Here is a 19,354-nt window from a genome sequence, read left to right as displayed (position 1 = left end):
CCAGGCCCAGCCGGTGGACACGGTGGTGGCGTACCGCACCCGCCAGTGCCGGCGCAGCCGGGGCACGGCGGCGAACGGCGCCAGCACGGCGAGCGGCCAGAGCCGCAGCCAGCCGGGCACGCCCAGGCCGGCGAACACCGCCCAGGCGGCCAGCTCCAGCACCAGGCCGACGGCCGCGCCCATGGCCAGGTCCTCCACCAGGGTGTACGCGCGGCGGCGCAGGGCGCGGAACACGAGGGTGCCGGGGAGCAGCACGGCCAGCAGCGCGTACCCGGTCCAGCGGGCCAGCGCCTCGACCGGGGTGCCGGCGACGAGCAGCACGGCGGCGACGAAGGCGTACCCGGCGACGGCGGGGGCGTAGCGGTGCCGGGCCGGGCGGCGGCGCGGGTCGACGGTGGACGGCGTGGTGTCCCCGGTGGCGAGGGCGGTCACCGCAGGCTGTCGGCCAGTTCGGCGACGTCGGCGTGGGCCGGTTCCCCGGCGGCGCTGTCGCTGGCCACCGCGTACGCCGGGCGGCCCTGCACGAGCGTGTAGATCCGGGCCACGTACTCGCCGAGCAGGCCGAGGCAGAGCAGTTGCACCGCGCCGAGGAAGAGGATCGCCACGTAGAGGGAGGGCCAGCCGCTGACCGTCGCGCCGGCGAACCAGGCCAGCACGGCGGCCACCACCAGCACCCCGCAGACCGCCACGCCGGCCAGGCCCAGCCAGGTGGCCACCCGCAGCGGGGCGGCGGAGAAGCTGGTGATGCTCTCGGCGGCCAGCCCGGCCATCCGGGACAGCGGGTACTTCGTCCGTCCGGCGGCCCGCGCCTGCCGCTCGTAGGCGACCTCACCGCTGGGGAAGCCGAGCCAGGGCACCACCAGCCGGAGCACCGGGTTACGCTCGGGCAGCTCCCGCAACGCCTCCACCACGGCCCGGCTGAGCAGCCGGAAGTCCCCGGCCTGCCCGGGCACCTGCTCGCCGACCAGCCGTCGGGCCAGGCGGTAGTAGCCGGCCGCGGTCCACCGCTTGAACCGGGTGTCGCGGCTGCGGTCGGCGCGGACGCCATAGACCACGTCCAGCCCGTCGACGCGGGCCCGGCGGAACATCTCCACGAGCACCTCGGGCGGGTCCTGAAGGTCGGCGTCCATGCTGGCCACGTAGTCGCCCCGGGCCCGGAGCAGCCCGGCGTGCAGGGCGGCCTGATGGCCGCTGTTGCGGCGCAGGCGCAGCACCCGCAGCTCCGGCCAGCCGGCACGGAGCGCGGCCAGCGCCGCCCCGGTCCCGTCGGTGCTGCCGTCGTCGACGGCCACCACCTCGTACGCCTCGCCGAGCCCGTCGAGGACGCCGCGCAACCGCCGCACGAGCAGCGGCAGGACCGCCTGCTCGTCGAACATCGGCACCACCACGGAGAGGGCCGGCTGCGGTGCGGTCACGGCACTCGACCCTCCGAACCCCGGCGGCGGCGGACGGGGCCGACGCTACCAGCGGGCCGCCCGCGCCCGGGGCGGTCGCGCGGCATCGCCCCCGGTCAGGTGCCGCAGGTGGTGGCGGGCAGCCCGGACACCGCGACCGGGGACCGGCCGGTCGGGCGGGCCTTGCCGGCGAGCACCCTGGCCAGCCCCGTCATCGACGCCCGGCTGGACGAGTACGTCGCCAGCAGCGTCGGCGACTTGGCGCCGGCCAGCACGTACGGGGTGTCCATCGCCACCGTCACCGCCGCGTCGGCGCGCAGGTCCTTGGCACCGTCGCCGTACCCGACGAGGTGCACCACGGTCCCGCCGCTCGGCACCACCTTCACCCCGGCGGCGGTGAGCGCCTCGGCCAGCACCGCCCGGGTGCGGTCCCGGCCGGCCGAGGAGGTGACGGTGACCGGGCCCGAGACGGGAGCCTCGCACCGGCCGCGCAGCATGGTGACCGCGGCCGCGGCCAGGTCGGCGGCGGCCTTCCGGTGCTCGGCGCTGCCCAGCGTGGACAGGTCGGGGGTGGGCCGGTCGGCCAGCTTGAACTTCATGGTCAGCACCCGGGTCACCGCGTCGAGCAGCCGAGCCCGGGGCAGCGAGCCGTCCTTGAGCGCGGCGAGCAGTCCGTCGTACGCCTGGCCCACGTTCGGGGTCATCAGAATGAGGTCGTTGCCGGCGTTCAGCGCGCGGACCGCGGCCTCCCCCGGCGACCAGCGCTTGGCCGGCGCCATGTTCATCCCGTCGGTGATCACCACGCCCTGGAAACCGAGCTGGTTGCGGAGCACGTCGGTGAGCAGCTTGTGCGAGAAGGTGGCCGGGGTGCCCGGGTCGACGGCCTTGACGTCCAGGTGGGCCGACATCACCGCCATCGCGCCGGCGTCGATCCCGGCGCGGAACGGCGGGAACGCGAGGCGGTCCAGCTCGGCCCGGGACTGGCCGACCACCGGGAGGTCCGTGTGCGAGTCGGCGGCGGTCAGGCCGTGCCCGGGGAAGTGCTTGACGCTGGCCGCCACACCCTCGGCCTGCAGCCCGCGGACCGCGCCGGCCACCTGCGCCGAGGCGTTCTTCGGGTCGGCGCCGAACGACCGGGAGCCGATCACCGTGCTCCGGGTGGCCAGCACGTCGGCGACCGGGGCGAAGTCCATGTTGATCCCCATGGCGGCCAGCTCGGCACCGGCCGCCCGCCAGGCCGCCTCGGTCAGCGCCGGGTCACCGGCCGCGCCGGCGGCGAGCGGGCTGGGCAGCAGGGTCACCCCGTCGGTGATCCGGGTCACCACGCCGTACTCCTGGTCGGTGCCGATCAGGAAGGGCGCCGAGCCGGTGGGCAGCTTGCCGGCGGCGGCGCGCAGGCCGGTGGTCAGCTCGCGGACCTGCTTCGGGTTGTCGACGTTGGTGGTCTCCTGGTTGCCCGAGGTGGGGTCGTCGGCGCTGAAGCCGACCAGGATCACCCCGCCCAGCCGGTACTTCGCCACCATCTCGGCGGGGGTGTCGACCCCGGCGAGGGCCCGGTTGCCGGCGGCGGAGCCCGGCGAGACCTTGGTGGCCGAGTCGCCGTACGCGTACGGCATCAGCACCTGGCCCACCAGGTCCGCGTCGGACAGCGTCCGCACCAGTGTCGCCGCCCGGGCCGCCGGGTCAGCGACGGTGGGCGACGCGGCGGCGGCCGAGGGCGTGCCGCCCGCCGGGGTGGGACGGGGGCGTTCCGGTTCCTTCGAACATCCGGAGACGAGCAGTGCGGTCAGAGCGGCGAGCGCCACAGCGGCGCGTCGCGGGGAGGTCGACACGGGAGGCATCCCACCAGTTCATCGCCAATCGGGGCAACCCCGACCCTACGCGCGTCGAGCGAGGGGTCGCGAGCGCCGCTCGCGGCCACCCCGTCCGGCGTGCGGATTCAGCCCACCCGGGTGAGCAGCGTCACCGGTGCGCCGTCCCCGGCGTACCGGTACGGCTCCAGCTCGGCGTCCCAGGCGGTGCCGAGCGCCTTGTCCAGCGCGTGGGCCAGCGCCTCCGGGGCCCGCGCGGCTGCCATGATCGCGCGCAGCCGGTCCTCGCCGAGCTGGATGTCGCCGGCCGCGCCGACGGTGGCCCGGAACAGGCCCCGGCCCGGGACGTACATGAACCGCTCGCCGTCGACGCCCGGGCTCGGCTCCTCGGTCACCTCGAAACGGATCATGGGCCACTGCCGGAGGGCAGCAGCCAGTTCGGCGCCCGTCCCCGGGCTGCCGGTCCACCCGCACTCCGCGCGCCGGGCGCCCGGATCGACGGGCTGGGCCGTCCAGTGCAGGTTGACCGGCGCGGCGAGGACGCGCGCGATCGCCCACTCGACGTGCGAGCACACGGCGAGCGGGGTCGAGTGGACGTATACGACGCCACGCGTTGGCACGGTGACCTCCCGGTGAGCCGAGGTGCGTCTTCCCCTACGACCTCGTCTGCGGGTGGTGTCCGTGTCACACATGATGACTGCTGTGACGGATGGTGCGCCAGCGAAACGGAAAATTCGCCGCCGCCGTGACCGGGAAATACCCGGGCGGCTGACCTGGTTGACCCCTTCGACGGCGCGACGACCAGCCAGGCGTCGAGGTCGTGTACAGTTCTCTGGGCGGTTCTGTGCCGCCGTACATCTTCGCGGGCCGAGGCTCATCCGGGCGTCACCCGCAACAGCCCCCGGACGTTTCAGTCCTCCCGTACGTCTGCAAGGAGTACTTCCGTGGCGAGCAACACCTCTAAGACCGCGCGCGCGTCAGTCCGGGCCGGCCAGGCTGGCCAGGGTGGCGCCCTCAGCGTGCTGGGCGAGTTCAAGTACCTCATCCCGCTGAACGGCGGCAAGCACGCCTACGTGCGCAACCTGACCAACGGCAAGACCGCGCACCTGCGCACCGACTCCGAGGCCTTCGTCGAGGAGATCCGGACGCTGGCCGCCGCCGGCCACGCCGCCAAGATCCGCGCCGAGCTCAACGGCCTGGCCGCTGCGCACCCGGACCACGGCTGGGACAAGACCGAGAAGCGTCTCGTCGAGGCCGGCGTCTTCGAGGGCTGAGTCCCTCACCGCGACACCACGAACCGCCCCGCCGGGTGACCCCGGCGGGGCGGTTCTGTCTTCCCGGCCCCGCCGCTCGCCCGCAAGGTCAGCGCTCCGAGCGTCGGACGGCAGCACCTGCAGAGAAAGTGTGCGTGAAGGTCCGGCGCGGTCACGCCTCCTCGGGCAGCAGGGCGACCTCGCCGGTGGCCAGGTCGTAGAGGGCGCCGACCACCGCCACCCGCCCGGCCGCCACCGGTCCGGCGAGCAGGTCGTCGGCGCGCAGCGCGGCCACCGTCCGCCCGACGTGCCGGCGGATCGCCAGCGGCTGGACCTGCGGGTCGTCCGCGCCGACCTCGGCGACCGCCGGGGCGATCTGCTCCACCACGTACGCCAGCGAGCCGCCCGGCCGCTCGCCGGTGCGCAGCGCCGCCACGGCCGAGCCGACCGCCCCGCAGCGCTCGTGCCCGAGCACCATCACCAGCGGCACCGCGAGCTGGTCGACCACGAACTCGATGGAGCCGAGCACCGCCCGGTCGAGCACGTGCGCGCCGGTGCGGATCACGCAGATCGAACCGAAGGTCTGGTCGAAGATCGCCTCCAGCGGGACCCGGGAGTCGATGCAGCCCAGCAGGACGGCGTACGGCTGCTGGTCGCCCGAGGCGACCGCTGCGGCGGCGGTGACGTCGTGACCGTGCACCGGCTGGCCACTGACGAAACGGCGGTTGCCGCCCAGCAGTTCGGCGAGGGCGGCACGCGGGCTCCGGGCGGCCGGGGTGGGGCTCGGCGGCATGCCTTACAGCGTGGTCACCGATCCGACCGCGCGGGGCCGGGTTCGGAATCTTCCTACCGTCATGGTTGGCGTGTTGTCATGGCGGGTAGCCGGTTGTTACCGCCGGGTTACGCCGGTGAGCGGAACCGGCCGGCCCGGGGGAGGTTGACATGCCGGAGCACCTGGAGGTAACGCTTCCCGACGGCGTACGGCTGCACGTCGAGGCCACCGGGCCGGTCGACGCCGAGGTCACCGCGATCCTGCTGCACGGCTGGACGCTGGACGGGCGCAGCTGGCACCGCCAGCTCGCCGACCTGCGGGCCCGGTTCGGCGACCGGGTGCGGGTGGTGACCTACGACGCCCGGGGCCACGGGCGGTCCAGCTGTATGGCGCTGCGTACGGCCACCCTGGCCCAGCTCGGCGACGACCTGGCCGCGGTGCTGGACGAGATCGCCCCGACCGGGCGGATCGTGCTCGTCGGGCACTCGATGGGCGGGATGACGCTGATGGAGTACGCGCACCGCCACCCCGGGCACTTCGCCGCCCGTACCGCCGGGCTGGTCTTCGTCTCCACCACCGCCGAGGGCCACACCCACACGGTCTACGGACTCTCGCCCCGGATCGCCCGGCTGATCCGGCTCGCCGAGACCACCGGCGCCGGGGTGCTCGCCCGGTGCGGCTCCTGGCGGCCGCCGCACGCCCTGCTGCGGGCGCTGCGGCCGAGCATCCGCTGGATGCTGTTCGGCGACCGCTGCGGCCCGGCCGACATCCGGCTGGTCACCTCGGCGGTGGCGCACGCCTCGCTCCGCTCGATCGGCGGGTTCCGCGCCTCGATCGGCGCCCAGCACCGGCTGGACACGCTGGCCGCGCTCGGCGACCTGCCGGCCGCCGCGCTGGTCGGCGACCGGGACCGGCTCACCCCGCCGCCGTGCGCCGAGTCGATCGCGGCGGCGCTGCCCAGCACCGAGCTGACCGTCTGCCCGGGCGCCGGGCACATGCTGATGATGGAACGCCCCGACGAGGTGAACGCCGCCCTCGCCGCGGTGCTCGACCGGGCCCTGGCCCGGCCGGCCGCCCCGGTCCGCGCCCGGCGAACCCCGGCGGCCTGCCCGCGCACGGTTGTGCCGGCGCCCGGGGCGGGTGACCGGCCGGCGGAGCCGGCGGGACCGGCCGGACAAGGGGTGGGAACGGCCGGATAACGGGCAACCGACCCGGGGCCCGACCCGGGCACCGGCATGGCCCCGACAGGGGCCGGGACGGCCCCGACAGGGGCCGGGACGGCGGCCCGTACCCTCATTCAGCCCGCCGTGCCCGCCACGTGACCATCAGGAGCCCCCGCGTTGAGCGACCAGACCACCCTGGAACGGGAGATCGCCGTCGAGCAGCGACATCTCGACCGGGTGTACGCCCGGCTCGCGGAGCTGCGCCGCGCGGCCGCCGAGGCCGAGCGGGAAGGCTACCGGCTGGCCCGGGTCGGCAACCTCGGCGCGCTGGTGGAGCGGGACGCGATGGTCTTCCACGCGGCCCAGCGCCGGCACGTGCTGGACGCCGAACACGAGGGCCTGGTCTTCGGCCGGCTCGACCTGCGGACCGGGCAGGTGCTGCACGTGGGCCGGCTCGGGGTGCGCGGGGAGAACGCCGAGACGCTGGTGGTGGACTGGCGGGCCCCCGCCGCCGCCGCGTTCTACCAGGCCACCCCGGCCGAGCCGATGGGCGTGGTACGCCGGCGCACCATCCAGTCGGCGGCCGAGAAGGTCACCCGGATCGAGGACGACCTGCTGGACCCGGAGTCGGCGCCGCCGGACCTGGCGGTGGTCGGCGACGGCGCGCTGCTGGCCACCCTGTCCCGGGCGACCGGGCGGGGCATGCGGGACATCGTCGCCACCATCCAGCGGGAGCAGGACGAGGCGATCCGCTCCCCGGGCAACGGGGTCACGATCGTCTCCGGCGGCCCGGGCACCGGCAAGACGGCGGTGGCCCTGCACCGGGCCGCGTACCTGCTCTACTCCGACCGGGCCCGGTACGCCGGCGGCGGGATCCTGGTGGTCGGCCCGTCCGGGGTGTTCGTCGAGTACATCGCCTCGGTGCTCCCCTCGCTCGGCGAGGAGACCGCCACCCTGCACTCGCTCGGCTCGCTGTTCCCCGGCATGTCGGCGACCCGTACCGACCCGCCCGAGGTGGCGGCGGTGAAGGGTTCGCTGCGGATGCGGCGGGTGCTGGAGCGGGCGATTCGGGACGCGGCCCCGGGTGCCCCGACCGAGCTGCGCCTGCTCTATCGGGGCGAGCTGCTCCGGCTGCGGCGGGCCGAGCTGGACGAAATCCGGGACCGGGCGCTGCCCCGGGGGGCGCGGCGCAACGAGGTGCGCCGGGTCGGCTTCGACGCCGTCCTCGCCGCCCTGTACGCGCAGGCCCGGACGCTGCGGGTGGGTCGGCTGCCGGAGCAGCGCGCGTTCGAGGACGAGATCATCGAGCGGCCGGAGTTCCGGGAGTTCCTGAAGGCGTGGTGGCCCCGGCTGCACCCCCGGCACGTGCTCGGCTGGCTGGCCCGCCCCGAGCGGCTACGCCGGTACGCCGGCGGCGTGCTGTCCGGGGCGGAGATCCGGCTGCTCACCGAGGCGTACCGGAGCCTGGACGGCGCGGGGCTGACCATCGCCGACGTAGCGCTGCTGGACGAGCTGGACGCGCTGCTCGGCAAGCCGGTCCAGCGGCCGAAGCCCAGGCGCGACCCGTTCCAGCTGGCCGGGGGCGTGCGCGAGCTGAGCACGTACGCCGACCGGCAGCGGGCGGCCCGGGCGGCCGCGCGGGAACGCCCGGAGGACTACCGCGACTACGCCCACGTGGTGGTCGACGAGTCCCAGGACGTCTCGCCGATGCAGTGGCGGATGATCGGCCGGCGGGGCCGGCTGGCCTCCTGGACGGTGGTCGGCGACCCGGCGCAGACCGCCTGGACCGGCGACCCGCAGGAGCTGACCCGGGCCCGCGACCAGGCGCTGGGCCGCCGTCGCCGGTACCGCTACGAGCTGACCACCAACTACCGGAACTCGGCGGAGATCTTCGCGGTGGCGGCGGCGGAGATCCGCCGGCTCTACCCGGACCTGCCGCTGCCCACCGCGGTCCGCTCCACCGGTGTCGACCCCGTCGAGCTGGCCGTGCCCCCCGCCGAGTTGGCGCCGGCCACCGTGACCGCGGCGCGTACGCTGCTGGCCGAGGTCGAGGGCACGGTCGGCGTGATCACCCCGGTGCCGCGCCGGGACGAGGTGGCCGGCTGGCTCGACAGCCTCGGCGGCCGGCGGCTCCAGGTGGTGACCAGCCTCCAGGCCAAGGGCATGGAGTACGACGGCGTGGTGCTGGTCGCCCCGAGCGAGATCCGGGCCGATCCGGGCTCCGGGGTGCGGACGCTCTACGTGGCGCTCTCCCGGGCCACCCAGCGCCTCGTCACCCTCGACCCGGTGGGCTGACGACGGCGCCCCTTGATCGGCCGACCGACATCCGACGTTCGCTCGTACACATAGCGATGTGAGCATAGATTGAGGTCGGTCGGGGCCGGGGGCGAGAGGGTGTGAGCGTGGGCGCGGGTCATGACCACAGCGGTGCGGTGGCCACCGCCGCGCACCGCCACCGGGGTCGGCTCTGGGCCGCGTTCGGCCTGCTCACCGCCCTGATGCTGGTCGAGGCGGTGACCGCGTTCGGCACCGGTTCGCTGGCCCTGCTCTCCGACGCCGGGCACATGTTCACCGACGTGCTCGGTATCGGGATGGCCCTGGCGGCGATCACCGCCACCCGCCGGGCCGACACCGACCCGCAGCGCACCTTCGGGCTGTACCGGCTGGAGGTGCTGGCCGCCCTGGCCAACGCGGTGCTGCTCGGCGCGGTCGCCAGCTACGTGCTGGTGGAGGCGGTCCGCCGGTTCGGCGCGCCGCCCCGGGTCCTCGCCGGCCCGATGCTCGTCGTGGCGGTGCTCGGCCTGCTCGCCAACGTGGTCGCGTTCGCGCTGCTGCGCAGCGGAGCGCAGGAGAGCATCAACCTGCGCGGGGCGTACCTGGAGGTGCTCGGCGACCTGCTCGGCTCGCTCGGAGTGATCGGCGCCGCCGTGGTCATCGCGCTCACTCGCTGGTGGTGGGCCGACCCGCTGGTGGCGGTGGCGATCGGGCTGTTCATCCTGCCCCGCACCTGGCGGCTCGGCCGGGCCGCGCTGCGCATCCTGGTGCAGGCCGCCCCGGAGCACCTCCAGGTGACCGCGGTGCACGACCGGCTGAGTGCGGTGCCCGGCGTCGCCGAGGTGCACGACCTGCACGTCTGGACGCTCACCTCCGGCATGGAGGTGGCGTCGGCGCACCTGACCATGGCACCGGGGGCGGAGGTCGGCGAGGTGCTCGCGGCGGCCCGGGCGGCGCTGCACGAGGACTTCCACATCGATCACGCCACGTTGCAGATCGAACCCGGAACGTCCGCCGGGGCCTGCGGGCCGGTCGAGTGGTAATTAGGACAATCTTAAATCCAAGTGGCTATTGTGCACTTATGCCGGTTTTGACCGCGACTGACCGTCCCACCAGCCGGGTCGGCTCCGCGGCCCGCCGGTAGGCTCGGTCGCGGCCTCCGCCGGGCGGCACTCACCGCCGCCCGGAGGTGGCCGTCGCCCAATCGCCGGAGCACGGCGAGCCGGGGAACCACGTATCTGGGGTGCATCCGCGTCAGCGGTAGGGATCTTCCGTCCCGAACCCGTCAGCTAACCCGGTCGGCGGATGACGGAAGGACACCTGAATGCCAGCAGTGGCACCTGTACGACGGACGGTCGCCCGGTTGGCGGCCCTGCTCGTCGCGGCGCTCGCCCTCGGCGTCGCGATCGCGCCGGTCTCCCCCGCCTCGGCGGCTGCCCCGACCGGCCTGCTCGCCGCCGCGCCCGGCGACGACGAGGGCGGCAGCCCGACCCTGCGCGCCCAGCTCGACGCGGCCAGCAAGGGCTGGCTGGACGCGCGCACCGGGTTGAACCGCTCGGTCGCCCGGCAGAAGCAGCTCAACACCCAGCTCGCCACGATCAATGCCGAGCTGGGCACCCGCGACGCCAAGGTCGGCGAGATCGCCGCGGTGGCCTACCGCACCGGCCGGCTCGGCACCGCCGCGGCGTTGCTCGGCAGCAGCAGCCCGGAGGGCTTCCTCGACCGGGCCGCCGCGCTGTCGCAGGTCGCCGCGCACGAGGACCGGGCGCTGCGCGACCTGCTCGACACCCGGGACCAGGCCACCCGCACCCAGGCCGCGCTGAACAGCGAGATCCAGGAGCAGCGCAAGCAGGTCGCGGTGATGGCCAAGCGCAAGCAGCAGGCCGAGCAGGCGCTGGAGGTGGCCAACAAGCGGGCGGCCACCACAGACGGCAGCGGCACCCGCGGCACGTCCAGCGCGACCGCCACGCCGGCGAAGCGCAACGCCGACGGCTCCTGGCCGCCGGAGTCGTGCAGCGTCAACGACCCGACGCCCGCCGACGGCTGCATCACCCCGCGTACGCTGCATGCTCTCCAGCAGGCCAAGGCCGCCGGGTTCACCCGGTACGTCTCCTGCTACCGGCCCAGCGGCTCAGGCGAGCACCCGAAGGGCCGGGCCTGCGACTTCGCCGCGCAGAAGGACGGCTTCGGCGGGGTGGCCACCGGCGGCGACAAGACGTACGGCAACAACCTGGCGGCGTACTTCATCCGCAACTCCGACGCGCTCGCCGTGCTCTACGTGATCTGGTACAAGCAGATCTGGCTGCCAAGCAGCGGGTGGAAGGCGTACAGCGGCGGCAACGGGGACCCGTCCAGCGACCACACCAACCACGTACACCTGTCGGTCTACTGAGCCCCGGGGCGGCCCGCGGCACGGCGGGCCACCCTACGTCCCACGACGTACGCCGGATGTCGTTCCGGGCCCCACGACGGCGCCGATCCGGCGGCGCAGGATCGGCAGCATGAGCCGACTCTCTCCCACCGGACGCAAGGCCCTGCTCACCCTGCACCTGGTCACCTCGCTGGGCTGGCTCGGCGCGGACCTGGTGCTGCTCACCCTGGGCGTCGCCGGGCTGCGCGGGGCCGATCCCGCGGTGGTCTACCCGACGGCGGGACTGCTGGTCACCTGGCTGTTCGCCCCGCTGAGCGTGGCGGTCTGGCTGATCGGGGTGGCCAGCGCGCTGCTCACCCCGTGGGGCATGCTGCGCTGGCGCTGGGTGCTGGTGAAGTTCGCGATCACCACGGTGATGCTCGGCCTGGTGCTGCTGGCGCTCACCCCGACGGTGCGCCGGCTCGGCGACCTGGCACCCGACCTGACCACCCGGGACCGGCTGGACCTGGTCATCCCGCCCGCCGTCTCCACCACCCTGCTGCTCGTCGCCACCGTGCTGTCCACCTACAAGCCGTGGGGGCGGCTGCGGCGGGCGACCGCGCCGGCGGCCCGGCGGACGGTGCCGGCCGGGCGAGGCGGCTGAGTCAGGCCGAGCGCCCCTGCTCCAGGGTGGCGCCGAGCCGGCTGGCCAGGCCCAGGTGCGCGGCGCGGGCCTGCCGGAAGGCGTACCCGAACAGCGGCGCCGGGGCGGAGAGGGTGATCTCCACGTCGATCCGCACCACGCCGTCGGGCTCGTCCCGCAGCCGGGTGTGGTTGCGCAGTGTGGTGGCCGGCTGCTGCCGGGCCACGGTCACCACCTCGTCCTCGTTCGCGATCAGCACGTCCGCCTGGTAGGTGACCGGGAAGTGCAGCGGGCCCAGCTCCAGCCGGTCGGTGATCGCGTAGCTGGCCAGGGCGCCGGGTCGGGGCGGCAGCTCGCGCACCCGGACGATCAGCGGATGCAGCTCGCCCTGCCGGGTCAGGTCGCTGAGCAGGGCGAACGCCTCCGCCCGGGTGCAGCGTGCCTGCACGGTGTAGCTGAAGCTGTCGCTGCTGAGCAACCCCTGACTCCCTCGCCGTCGACGGTCCGCACGATCGTCCCGTACCGGGGCCGGCCTGGCAACGGTCGAAGGTCCCTGACCGCGCCGGGATGACGCGGGGCAGGCAGCGGGGCGAGGGTGGGCCAGGACTCGGCCTAGGCGCCCGGGAGGACCTCGGAGCCGCTGTCGGCAAAGTAGGGCTCAGGGGCGCCGAAGAGGCCGAGCAGGCCGGTGACCCAGAGCTGCCGGTGCACGAAGCGGCTCGGCTCGGTGACCACCAGCTTGACGCCGCTGACCTCGCAGGTCTGGAAGCCGGCCACCATGGCGCTGATGCCAACGGAGTCGATGAAGGTGACCAGCCGCATGTTCAGCTCGATCCGGGCCGGACGGCCCTTGGCGAGCACCTCGGCGATCGCTTCCCGCACCTCGTACGCGGTGTCGACGTCGATCTCGCCCCGCGGGGCGATCTGGATGACACCACCCGGCACAACCGACTTCACGATCGACAGGCTCACGCGAGCACCTCCACTCGCCCATACGGGCGCCTCATCAGTACGCGGGCCGCGACCGAGAGTATTCCTCCGATGGCCTCGGTCGCCACCCCTCGGGATGAGCAATTCGCGGATTGGGCACAGCTGGGCATCCCAATCCGGAATTTCGACTTCCTGCTTCCCTTGCGACAAGTTTTCTCAACCATCAACGATCGACCGGCCCGGCCGATCCGCCGACCCAGGGTAACGGCCCGGCGCACCTCCCGCCCGGTAGCCGGTCCCGGCGCGTTCGGCTGGTTCCTACCGGGCTGCGCCGTTCGGCCGGCGCCAGGCGGCGGGAGTGGTTTGCGCCGGATCCGGGGTGGGCACAGGGCGGTGAGCAGACCGTCACGTACCGGATGAGCACCGGAGTCCGACCCGCCGCCGGACCCCCGGCCGCCGAGGAGGTAACACGATGTTCGGAAGCAACCTGCTGGACCGCCGGAGCAAGCCCGAGCGGGTCGCCGACCAGGCGTGGCAGCACCTGATCTCCGCGCTCGACTCCGCCGGGGACAGCGTCAAGGACGCCGCCCGCTCCGCCCGCCGCAACGGCTCGGGCCTGGCCGACGACGCCACCGACCTGGTCGGTTCCGCCGCCGACGAGGCCCGGCGCCGGGCCAGCCTTGCCTTCGACGCCCTCGCCGGCCGACGTCCGGCGCTGCCCTGGGCCCTGCTGATCGCCGCGGCCCTGGCCGGCGCGGCGCTCGGCTGGGCGGCCGGCACCGCCGCGCGGGCCGCCGGCAGCAGGGCCCGCGAGCTGGACGAGATCGAGTTCGTGGACGTCGACCGCCCGGACTCCCCCGTGGGCCTGGACGGCTGACCGGCCCCGACGACGCGGCGGCGCCCGACCCGGGGCGCCGCCGCCGGTGCGTCAGAACGCGGTCACGGTGGCCGGCGCCCGCTCGGCGCGGCTGAGCGCGCGCAGCACGGCGGGCTGCCCATGCCGGCGTACGGCGAGGTGGGCGAGCAACGCCAGCACCGGGTCCAGCGCCTCGGCGGGCAACTCGGGGGTGGGCACGCCGACGCTCACCGCCAGGTCGTCGGAGTGCACCGCGAGCTCCATCAGCCGGGTGGTGAGGTAGTCCTCCAGGGTCAGTGACCAGGGCCCCCGGGCCAGGTGCACGACCCGCCCGTCCGGCTCGGCCGGCAGCGCGGCGGCCAGCTCGTCGACCGCGGCCCGGGTCACGGCGAGCAGTGCCTCGGCGCCGTCGGCGGCGACCCGCTCCCCGGCGGCACGGATGCCCACGTTCACCTCGTCGTCGACCGACGCGCCGATCCAGGTGCCCCGCGCGTAGTGGTCGAGCAGGCCGACCGGGTCGCCCGCCGGGACCGGCTCGGCGAGCACCCCGGGCACGGCGAGGATCTGGAAGGCGAGGTGGCCGGCGAGCCCGCCGACCCGGAACTCGGCGAGGGCGCTCGGCGCGTCCCACTCCCGCACCACGGCCGGGTGGGCGAGCAGCGCCAGCGCCGAACGGGCGGCGGTCAGGTAGGCGGTCCTGATCGGATGCATCGGACGTACCCCTCTCGTCACGGGTGCGGGAGGCCGAGCCTACCGACCAAGATCGAACCGACCGGACCGGACGCGGCGGTGGCCGCCCCCCGTGGACGGGACGGCCACCGCGCTCGGGGTGGTTCAGCGGGCGGTGCAGGAAACCGCCGGGACCCGGTTCGCGCCGGTCCAGGTGCCGGTGAAGCCGGCCGTGGTGCTGCCACCGACACCGAGGTTGCCGTTCCAGCCGGCGTCCCGGACGGTCACCGCCGCGCCGGACTGGGTGTACGACCCGCTCCAGAGCTGGCTGATCTGCTGCCCGTCGAGGAAGGTCCAGGTAAGGGTCCAACCGGCGATCGGGGCGGCGCCGGAGTTGCGGATCGTGAGTTCGGCCTGGAAGCCGCCGGGCCAGGAGTTGGTGACCGCGTACGTCGCCGCGCAGCCGCTGCCGGTCGGCGGCGGGCTCGGCGACGTCGGGGTCGGGCTCGGCGACGTCGGCGACGGACTGGGCGACGTCGGCGAGGGGCTCGGCGAGGTCGGGGACGGGCTGGCCGTGGTCGGCGTGGGGCTGGGCGTGCCCCCGAGCCGGTCCGCCACCAGGATGCCCCGGCCGTTGGTGCCGAGGTAGACGCGGCCGTAGACGCGCGGGTCACCGGTCAGCGCCTCGCCGGCGTTGCCGTACTGGTGCTGGTCGTCGTTGATCCGCACCCAGGTCGCGCCGGCGTCGTCGGAGCGGTAGACCCCGTGCTTGCCGTCCACCGTGCCGATCGTGAACAGCGCCGGGTACGTCCTGCCCGGTGCCGCCTTGCCGAAGCCGACGTTCACCGACGTGGACACGCCGGTCACCTTGGTGAAGCTCGCGCCGGAGTCGGTCGAGTGCCACAGGCCGCCGTCGCCGGCCAGCCAGATGTCGCCCTCGGCGCCGGGCAGTGCCTTGAACGTGACGCCGGTGCTGGGCAGGCCGGTCGCCGCGGTGGCGGTGAAGGCCGCGCCGCCGTTGGTGCTGACGTAGAACCTCCCGTTGCTGACGCCGTAGAACTTGTTCGGGTTGACCCGGTCGGACTCGACGGTGGCGTTGGCCGGGATGCCGGTGGCGGCGGTCCACGAGTTGCCGAAGCCGACCGAGCGGACCACCTGCTGGCCGGCGTCGCCGGGCGCCCAGACGAACTGGCCGCCGTCGGCGGACGCGGCCACCGTGCCGCCGTTGTTGATCCCGGACGGCTCGGTGCCCTGGAACCAGTTCGCGCCGCCGTCGGTGGAGAAGGCGACGTGGCTGTCGTTGGGCCGGTCGGCGTCGGTGAAGTTGCCCGCCCGGACCAGCACCGCCGGCTTGGCCTCGGCGTAGTCCAGGCTGGTGGTGCTGGTGAAGATGGGCTGGGTGAACATCATCGACGGCACGGCGTTCAGGTCGGTGTGGCGGAAGCCGCCGATGTCACCGAGCGCGCTGACCAGCGGGGCGCCGGAGGGCGGGCTGACCAGGTCGAGCACCGCCGTCTCCTCCAGCCCCTTGACCATGGGCCGGATGGTGAACGTGCCGCCGGTGTCCCACTTCGTCAGGTCGGTGGTGCCGTAGATGGTCGCGCCGGTGCCGTACATCATCCGGTTGCTGTCGAACGGGTCGATCTCCACCGACTCGTTCATCCAGCCCAGCTTCGGGGTCTCCTCCGGTGGGGACGGGTTGGTGCCGAAGGTCAGCCACGGCGCCGAGCTGATGTCCATCGTGTACTTCTTGGTGCGGCTCGGGTAGCCGGACCAGTCCCAGATCCGGGTCCAGGTCGCGCCCCCGTCGGTGCTGCGCCAGAAGATCGCGTCCGGCCACCAGGAGATCTGGGTGGCGACCATGAGGGTGTTCGGGCGCTGCCGGTCGATGGTCAGGCCGCTGTAGCCGAAGTAGGCGTCGCTGCTGGACGACGGGATCGGGCTGATCTGCGTCCAGACGCCGGTGGCCCGGTTGAACTTCCACACGTCGCCCTTGCCGCCGTCGTACGGGCCGCCGGTGTCGCTGGTGGCGAGGTAGAGGTAGCCGCCGACCGGGTCGACCACGCCCTTGTGGGCCAGGTAGCCGGTGGGCTGACCGGGGATCCGCTCCCAGGTGGTCCCGCCGTTGGTGGTCCGGTAGACCGGGTTCTGCTGGTCCGCGACACCGACGTAGACGGTCTGCGTGGCGTTGCCCGCCGTACCGGTGCTCTTGTCGAAGCTGACCCAGGTCAGGCCCTGGTTCTGGCTCTGGTAGCCGCTGCTGTCGTTCGGGTCCGCCCGGTAGTTGCCGACGTTCGGGAAGTTGGCCACCTTGGCCCAGGTCACCCCGTAGTCGGTGCTGCGCCACAGGCCGTTGCCGCCCTCGGCGCCGTAGTACAGGATGCTGTTCTTGTTCGGGTCGACCGCGAGCCGTTCGCCCATGCCCCGGCCGGGCATGTTGCCGCCGTTCTTGAACGGAAGCTCGGTGGCCTGCCAGGTGGCGCCCTTGTCGGTGGAGCGCAGGATCGCCCCGTTGTTCGGGTCCCAGTTGTTGGTGTACATGCCGACCGCCGCGTACACCCGGTTGGTCTGCACCGGGTCGGTGGCGAGGCTGACCACCCCGTTCCAGCCCCACTTGTCCGCGCCGACCCAGTCCAGCAGCGGCGTCCACGACTGGGTGGACTGCTCCCAGCGGTACGCCCCGCCGATGTCGGTCCGCGCGTAGATCAGGTTCCTCTCGGTCTGGTTGAAGATGATGCCGGGGACGAAGCCGCCACCGTCGATCCGGACGTTCTTCCAGCTGTACGGCTCGGCCGAGGCGGCGGCGGCCGGGGTGGCGGGGGTGGCGGCGAACTGCACGACGACGGCCGCCGCCGTGGCGGCCAGCGCGGCGACGGCCGCGCCGGCGAGACTTCTGCGCATGGGCGGGTTCCTCTCGGTTGCCCGGGGGGTGGGGAACGGGACGACGGCTCCAGGTCGCGGCGCGGCGTCAGTCGCGAGCGTGCCCCTGGAGGGTGGGGAGCTGCCCGGGCTCCCCGTCGGCGTGCCTGGCTCCCGCAGGCCGAGGGACATCCACCGTAACCGCTGCGCCCCCCGGTTTGGAAGCGCTCCCAACGAACTCCCCTCACCCGGAGCGGATGAGGGCAGGTCACCCGGGGTGCGGACAGGATCGTGGTGCGGACGTCCGTGCCGGCGTCGACCGACGCCGCGCCGGAGTGACCGCGCCGCGAACCGATCCGGGAGGGAGCCACCGCATGGCCACCGCGACGATCACCCGCACCGACCAGGACATCCAGTCCGACGTCCTCGACGAGCTGACCTGGGAACCCCGGGTACGCCCCAACGAGATCGGGGTGACCGTCATCGAGGGCGTGGTGACGCTGACCGGCTGGGTGGACAGTTACGCCAAGAAGTGGGCCGCCGAGCGGGCCGCGCACCGGGTCTCCCGGGTCCGCGCGGTCGCCAACGACCTCGCCGTCCGGATCGCCACCTCCGCGGAGAAGAGCGATCCGGAGATCGCCACCGCCGCCAGCCGGGCACTGGAGTGGGACGCGTTCGTGCCGCCCGAGGCACTGAACGTGACCGTCGCCGACGGCTGGGTCACGCTGCACGGCGAGGTCGAGTGGGAGTACCAGCGCCGGGCCGCCGAGCGGGCGGTCGGCCGGCTCAGCGGCGTACGCGGGGTGAGCAACGGGATCACCGTCCGCCCGTCCGTCCGGCCCGACGGGCGGGACCTGGCCGAGCGGATCGTGGACGCGCTCGCCCGCAACGGCGCGACCGAGGCGGAGGGGATCAGCGTCCGGGTGCGCGGCGACACCGCCGTGCTGGCGGGCCTGGTCCACTCGATCCCCGAACGCGAGGAGATCGAACGGGTGGTCTGGTCCGCCCCCGGCATCCGCGAGGTGCACAACCACGTGACGGTGGGCCGCTGAGGCGAACCACCCGGGGCGGGTGATTCCCGCTCACCCCGTCGCGGACGAGGGTGGGAACCATGACTGATCCGAACGGGCTGATCACACCCGGGCGCCCGGCGCCCGGGTTCACCCTGCCGGCGACGCCGGACGGGCGAGAGGTGGGCCCCGGCCAGTTCCGCGGTCGCCCGGTGGTGCTCGCCTTCTACCCGGCCGACTTCACGCCGGTCTGCGGCGAGCAGATGACGCTCTACCAAGCCGCCATGCCGGAGCTGGAACGGTACGGCGCGGTGCTGCTCGGCATCTCGGTGGACAGCGTGGACACGCACCGCGCCTTCGCACAGAGCCAGGGCGTCGAGTTCCCCCTGCTGGCCGACGACGAGCCCCGGGGCGAGGTGGCCCGCCGGTACGGCGCGCACACCCCGCGGGGGGAGGCGGCCCGCGCGCTGGTGGTCATCGACCCGGAGGGCACGGTGGCCTGGAGCTACCTCTCGCCGATGGACGTCAACCCGGGGGTGGACGGCATTCTCGACGCCCTGGAGCGGCTGGCCGCGGATCGGCGGGTGACCACCGGATGACGACCCCCCTGCAGGTCACCACCGCCCGGCTGCGGATCCCGGTGACCGAGACGGACCATGCCCGCGGGCCGGCCGACGCGCCGGTCACCATCGTCGAGTACGGCGACTTCCAGTGCCGGTTCTGCGGGGCCGCGTATCCGAACCTGCACGAGGTGCTGCGCCAGCGCGCGGACACCGTCCGGCTGGTCTACCGGCACTTCCCCATCGCCAACGTGCACCCGTACGCGGAGAGCGCCGCCGAGGCGGCCGAGTCCGCCGGTGCGCGGGGCCGGTTCTGGGAGATGCACGACTGGCTCTACGAGCACCAGGACCAGCTCGACCCGGTGCACCTGTCGCTCGGCGTCGAGCAGCTCGGGCTGCCACCCGAGGACGTCGACGCGGAGGTGGGGCGGCACGCCCACGCCGACCGGGTCCGGCGGGACTTCGTCGGCGGCATCCGCAGCGGGGTGAACGGCACCCCGACGCTCTTCGTCAACGAGGTCCGCCACGAAGGCGGCTACGACCTGGCGGAACTGCTGGCCGTCGTGGACGCCACCGCGACCGCCTGACGCGGACGAGCCGCGGGCGGACGGCTCACCGTCAGATGAGCCGCAACTCGCGCGCCCGCCGGACCGCTTCGCGCCGGCGGGTCGCGTCGAGCTTGCGGTAGATGTTGCGGACGTGGGTCTTCACCGTGTTGACCGACAGGGACAGCTCGCTGGCGATCTCCACGTTGGACAGGATGCTCTGCAGGTAGCGCAGGATGGTCAGCTCCCGCTCGGTGAGCGGCTC

Annotated in this window: 19 protein-coding genes, 1 pseudogene and 1 riboswitch; of the genes and pseudogenes, 10 read left to right on the top strand and 10 right to left on the bottom strand. The window is 74.1% G+C overall.

Annotated elements, in window-relative coordinates; all coding sequences use genetic code 11:
* The 4 genes from ONA70_RS24015 to ONA70_RS24000 all read right to left on the bottom strand — a co-directional run.
* A partial coding sequence (locus ONA70_RS24015; RefSeq protein WP_265008738.1) for a hypothetical protein occupies nt 1-432 on the bottom strand: 432 nt, incomplete at its 3' end.
* Nucleotides 429-1,415, bottom strand: coding sequence for a glycosyltransferase family 2 protein (locus ONA70_RS24010; RefSeq protein WP_265008737.1), 987 nt, complete (start codon nt 1,413-1,415; stop codon nt 429-431). The genes ONA70_RS24010 and ONA70_RS24015, both read right to left, overlap by 4 nt.
* 95 nt (nt 1,416-1,510) lie before the next feature.
* Entirely contained in the window at nt 1,511-3,235 is a 1,725-nt protein-coding gene (locus ONA70_RS24005) for a glycoside hydrolase family 3 protein (protein WP_265008736.1), read from the bottom strand.
* A 98-nt stretch (nt 3,236-3,333) separates the two neighbouring features.
* On the bottom strand, nt 3,334-3,825 hold the full coding sequence (locus ONA70_RS24000) for a DUF3145 domain-containing protein (protein ID WP_265008735.1): 492 nt from the start codon (nt 3,823-3,825) through the stop codon (nt 3,334-3,336).
* Nucleotides 3,826-4,149: 324 nt separating this feature from the next.
* Between ONA70_RS24000 and ONA70_RS23995 the strand changes: the two genes are divergently transcribed.
* Entirely contained in the window at nt 4,150-4,479 is a 330-nt protein-coding gene (locus ONA70_RS23995; protein ID WP_265008734.1) for a hypothetical protein, read from the top strand.
* Nucleotides 4,480-4,630: 151 nt separating this feature from the next.
* Here the strand turns inward: ONA70_RS23995 and ONA70_RS23990 are convergent, their stop codons facing one another.
* Complete coding sequence (locus tag ONA70_RS23990) at nt 4,631-5,251, bottom strand: carbonic anhydrase (protein ID WP_265008733.1); 621 nt, start codon at nt 5,249-5,251, stop codon at nt 4,631-4,633.
* A 149-nt stretch (nt 5,252-5,400) separates the two neighbouring features.
* On the opposite strand from ONA70_RS23990, the pseudogene ONA70_RS23985 reads away from it, so the two are divergent.
* The 5 genes and pseudogenes from ONA70_RS23985 to ONA70_RS23965 form a co-directional block, all read left to right on the top strand.
* A pseudogene (locus tag ONA70_RS23985) lies at nt 5,401-6,315 on the top strand (alpha/beta fold hydrolase); the annotation flags it as partial.
* A gap of 255 nt (nt 6,316-6,570) precedes the next feature.
* Complete coding sequence (locus tag ONA70_RS23980; protein WP_265008731.1) at nt 6,571-8,688, top strand: HelD family protein; 2,118 nt, start codon at nt 6,571-6,573, stop codon at nt 8,686-8,688.
* A gap of 107 nt (nt 8,689-8,795) precedes the next feature.
* The gene (locus tag ONA70_RS23975; protein ID WP_265008730.1) at nt 8,796-9,710 is read left to right on the top strand and encodes a cation diffusion facilitator family transporter; all 915 of its coding nucleotides are present in this window, start codon (nt 8,796-8,798) and stop codon (nt 9,708-9,710) included.
* Nucleotides 9,711-9,854: 144 nt separating this feature from the next.
* A riboswitch (cyclic di-AMP (ydaO/yuaA leader) is annotated at nt 9,855-9,986 on the top strand.
* 5 nt (nt 9,987-9,991) lie between these two features.
* The gene (locus ONA70_RS23970; protein ID WP_265008729.1) at nt 9,992-11,059 is read left to right on the top strand and encodes a coiled-coil domain-containing protein; all 1,068 of its coding nucleotides are present in this window, start codon (nt 9,992-9,994) and stop codon (nt 11,057-11,059) included.
* A 109-nt stretch (nt 11,060-11,168) separates the two neighbouring features.
* The gene (locus ONA70_RS23965; protein WP_265008728.1) at nt 11,169-11,681 is read left to right on the top strand and encodes a hypothetical protein; all 513 of its coding nucleotides are present in this window, start codon (nt 11,169-11,171) and stop codon (nt 11,679-11,681) included.
* Nucleotide 11,682: 1 nt separating this feature from the next.
* Here ONA70_RS23965 and ONA70_RS23960 read toward each other — a convergent pair whose 3' ends face one another.
* Nucleotides 11,683-12,138, bottom strand: coding sequence for an SRPBCC family protein (locus ONA70_RS23960; protein WP_265008727.1), 456 nt, complete (start codon nt 12,136-12,138; stop codon nt 11,683-11,685).
* 134 nt (nt 12,139-12,272) lie between these two features.
* Nucleotides 12,273-12,632, bottom strand: a complete 360-nt coding sequence (locus ONA70_RS23955) for an STAS domain-containing protein (protein ID WP_265008726.1) — start codon at nt 12,630-12,632, stop codon at nt 12,273-12,275.
* Nucleotides 12,633-13,062: 430 nt separating this feature from the next.
* On the opposite strand from ONA70_RS23955, the gene ONA70_RS23950 reads away from it, so the two are divergent.
* On the top strand, nt 13,063-13,467 hold the full coding sequence (locus ONA70_RS23950; protein WP_265008725.1) for a hypothetical protein: 405 nt from the start codon (nt 13,063-13,065) through the stop codon (nt 13,465-13,467).
* 51 nt (nt 13,468-13,518) lie between these two features.
* On the opposite strand, the gene ONA70_RS23945 is transcribed toward ONA70_RS23950, so the two are convergent.
* Complete coding sequence (locus ONA70_RS23945) at nt 13,519-14,157, bottom strand: maleylpyruvate isomerase N-terminal domain-containing protein (protein WP_265008724.1); 639 nt, start codon at nt 14,155-14,157, stop codon at nt 13,519-13,521.
* A 123-nt stretch (nt 14,158-14,280) separates the two neighbouring features.
* Nucleotides 14,281-17,016 carry a cellulose binding domain-containing protein gene (locus ONA70_RS23940; RefSeq protein WP_265008723.1) on the bottom strand — a complete coding sequence of 912 codons (2,736 nt, stop codon included), beginning with the start codon at nt 17,014-17,016 and terminating at the stop codon, nt 14,281-14,283.
* Nucleotides 17,017-17,348: 332 nt separating this feature from the next.
* On the opposite strand from ONA70_RS23940, the gene ONA70_RS23935 reads away from it, so the two are divergent.
* The 3 genes from ONA70_RS23935 to ONA70_RS23925 are packed head-to-tail and all read left to right on the top strand — an operon-like array spanning nt 17,349 to nt 19,131.
* Nucleotides 17,349-18,026, top strand: a complete 678-nt coding sequence (locus ONA70_RS23935; protein ID WP_265008722.1) for a BON domain-containing protein — start codon at nt 17,349-17,351, stop codon at nt 18,024-18,026.
* 59 nt (nt 18,027-18,085) lie between these two features.
* On the top strand, nt 18,086-18,583 hold the full coding sequence (locus tag ONA70_RS23930; protein ID WP_265008721.1) for a redoxin domain-containing protein: 498 nt from the start codon (nt 18,086-18,088) through the stop codon (nt 18,581-18,583).
* Nucleotides 18,580-19,131, top strand: coding sequence for a DsbA family protein (locus ONA70_RS23925; RefSeq protein WP_265008720.1), 552 nt, complete (start codon nt 18,580-18,582; stop codon nt 19,129-19,131). The genes ONA70_RS23930 and ONA70_RS23925 overlap by 4 nt, the downstream gene beginning before the upstream one ends.
* Nucleotides 19,132-19,162: 31 nt before the next feature.
* On the opposite strand, the gene ONA70_RS23920 is transcribed toward ONA70_RS23925, so the two are convergent.
* Nucleotides 19,163-19,354: response regulator transcription factor (locus ONA70_RS23920; RefSeq protein ID WP_265008719.1), on the bottom strand; the 192-nt coding region annotated here is incomplete at its 5' end.

Source organism: Micromonospora yasonensis, from assembly GCF_026013475.1.
GTDB classification, from domain to species: Bacteria; Actinomycetota; Actinomycetes; order Mycobacteriales; family Micromonosporaceae; genus Micromonospora; species Micromonospora yasonensis.
The sequence above is the reverse complement of the archived record's forward strand: the minus strand, read 5'-3'. Positions and strand labels throughout refer to the sequence as shown.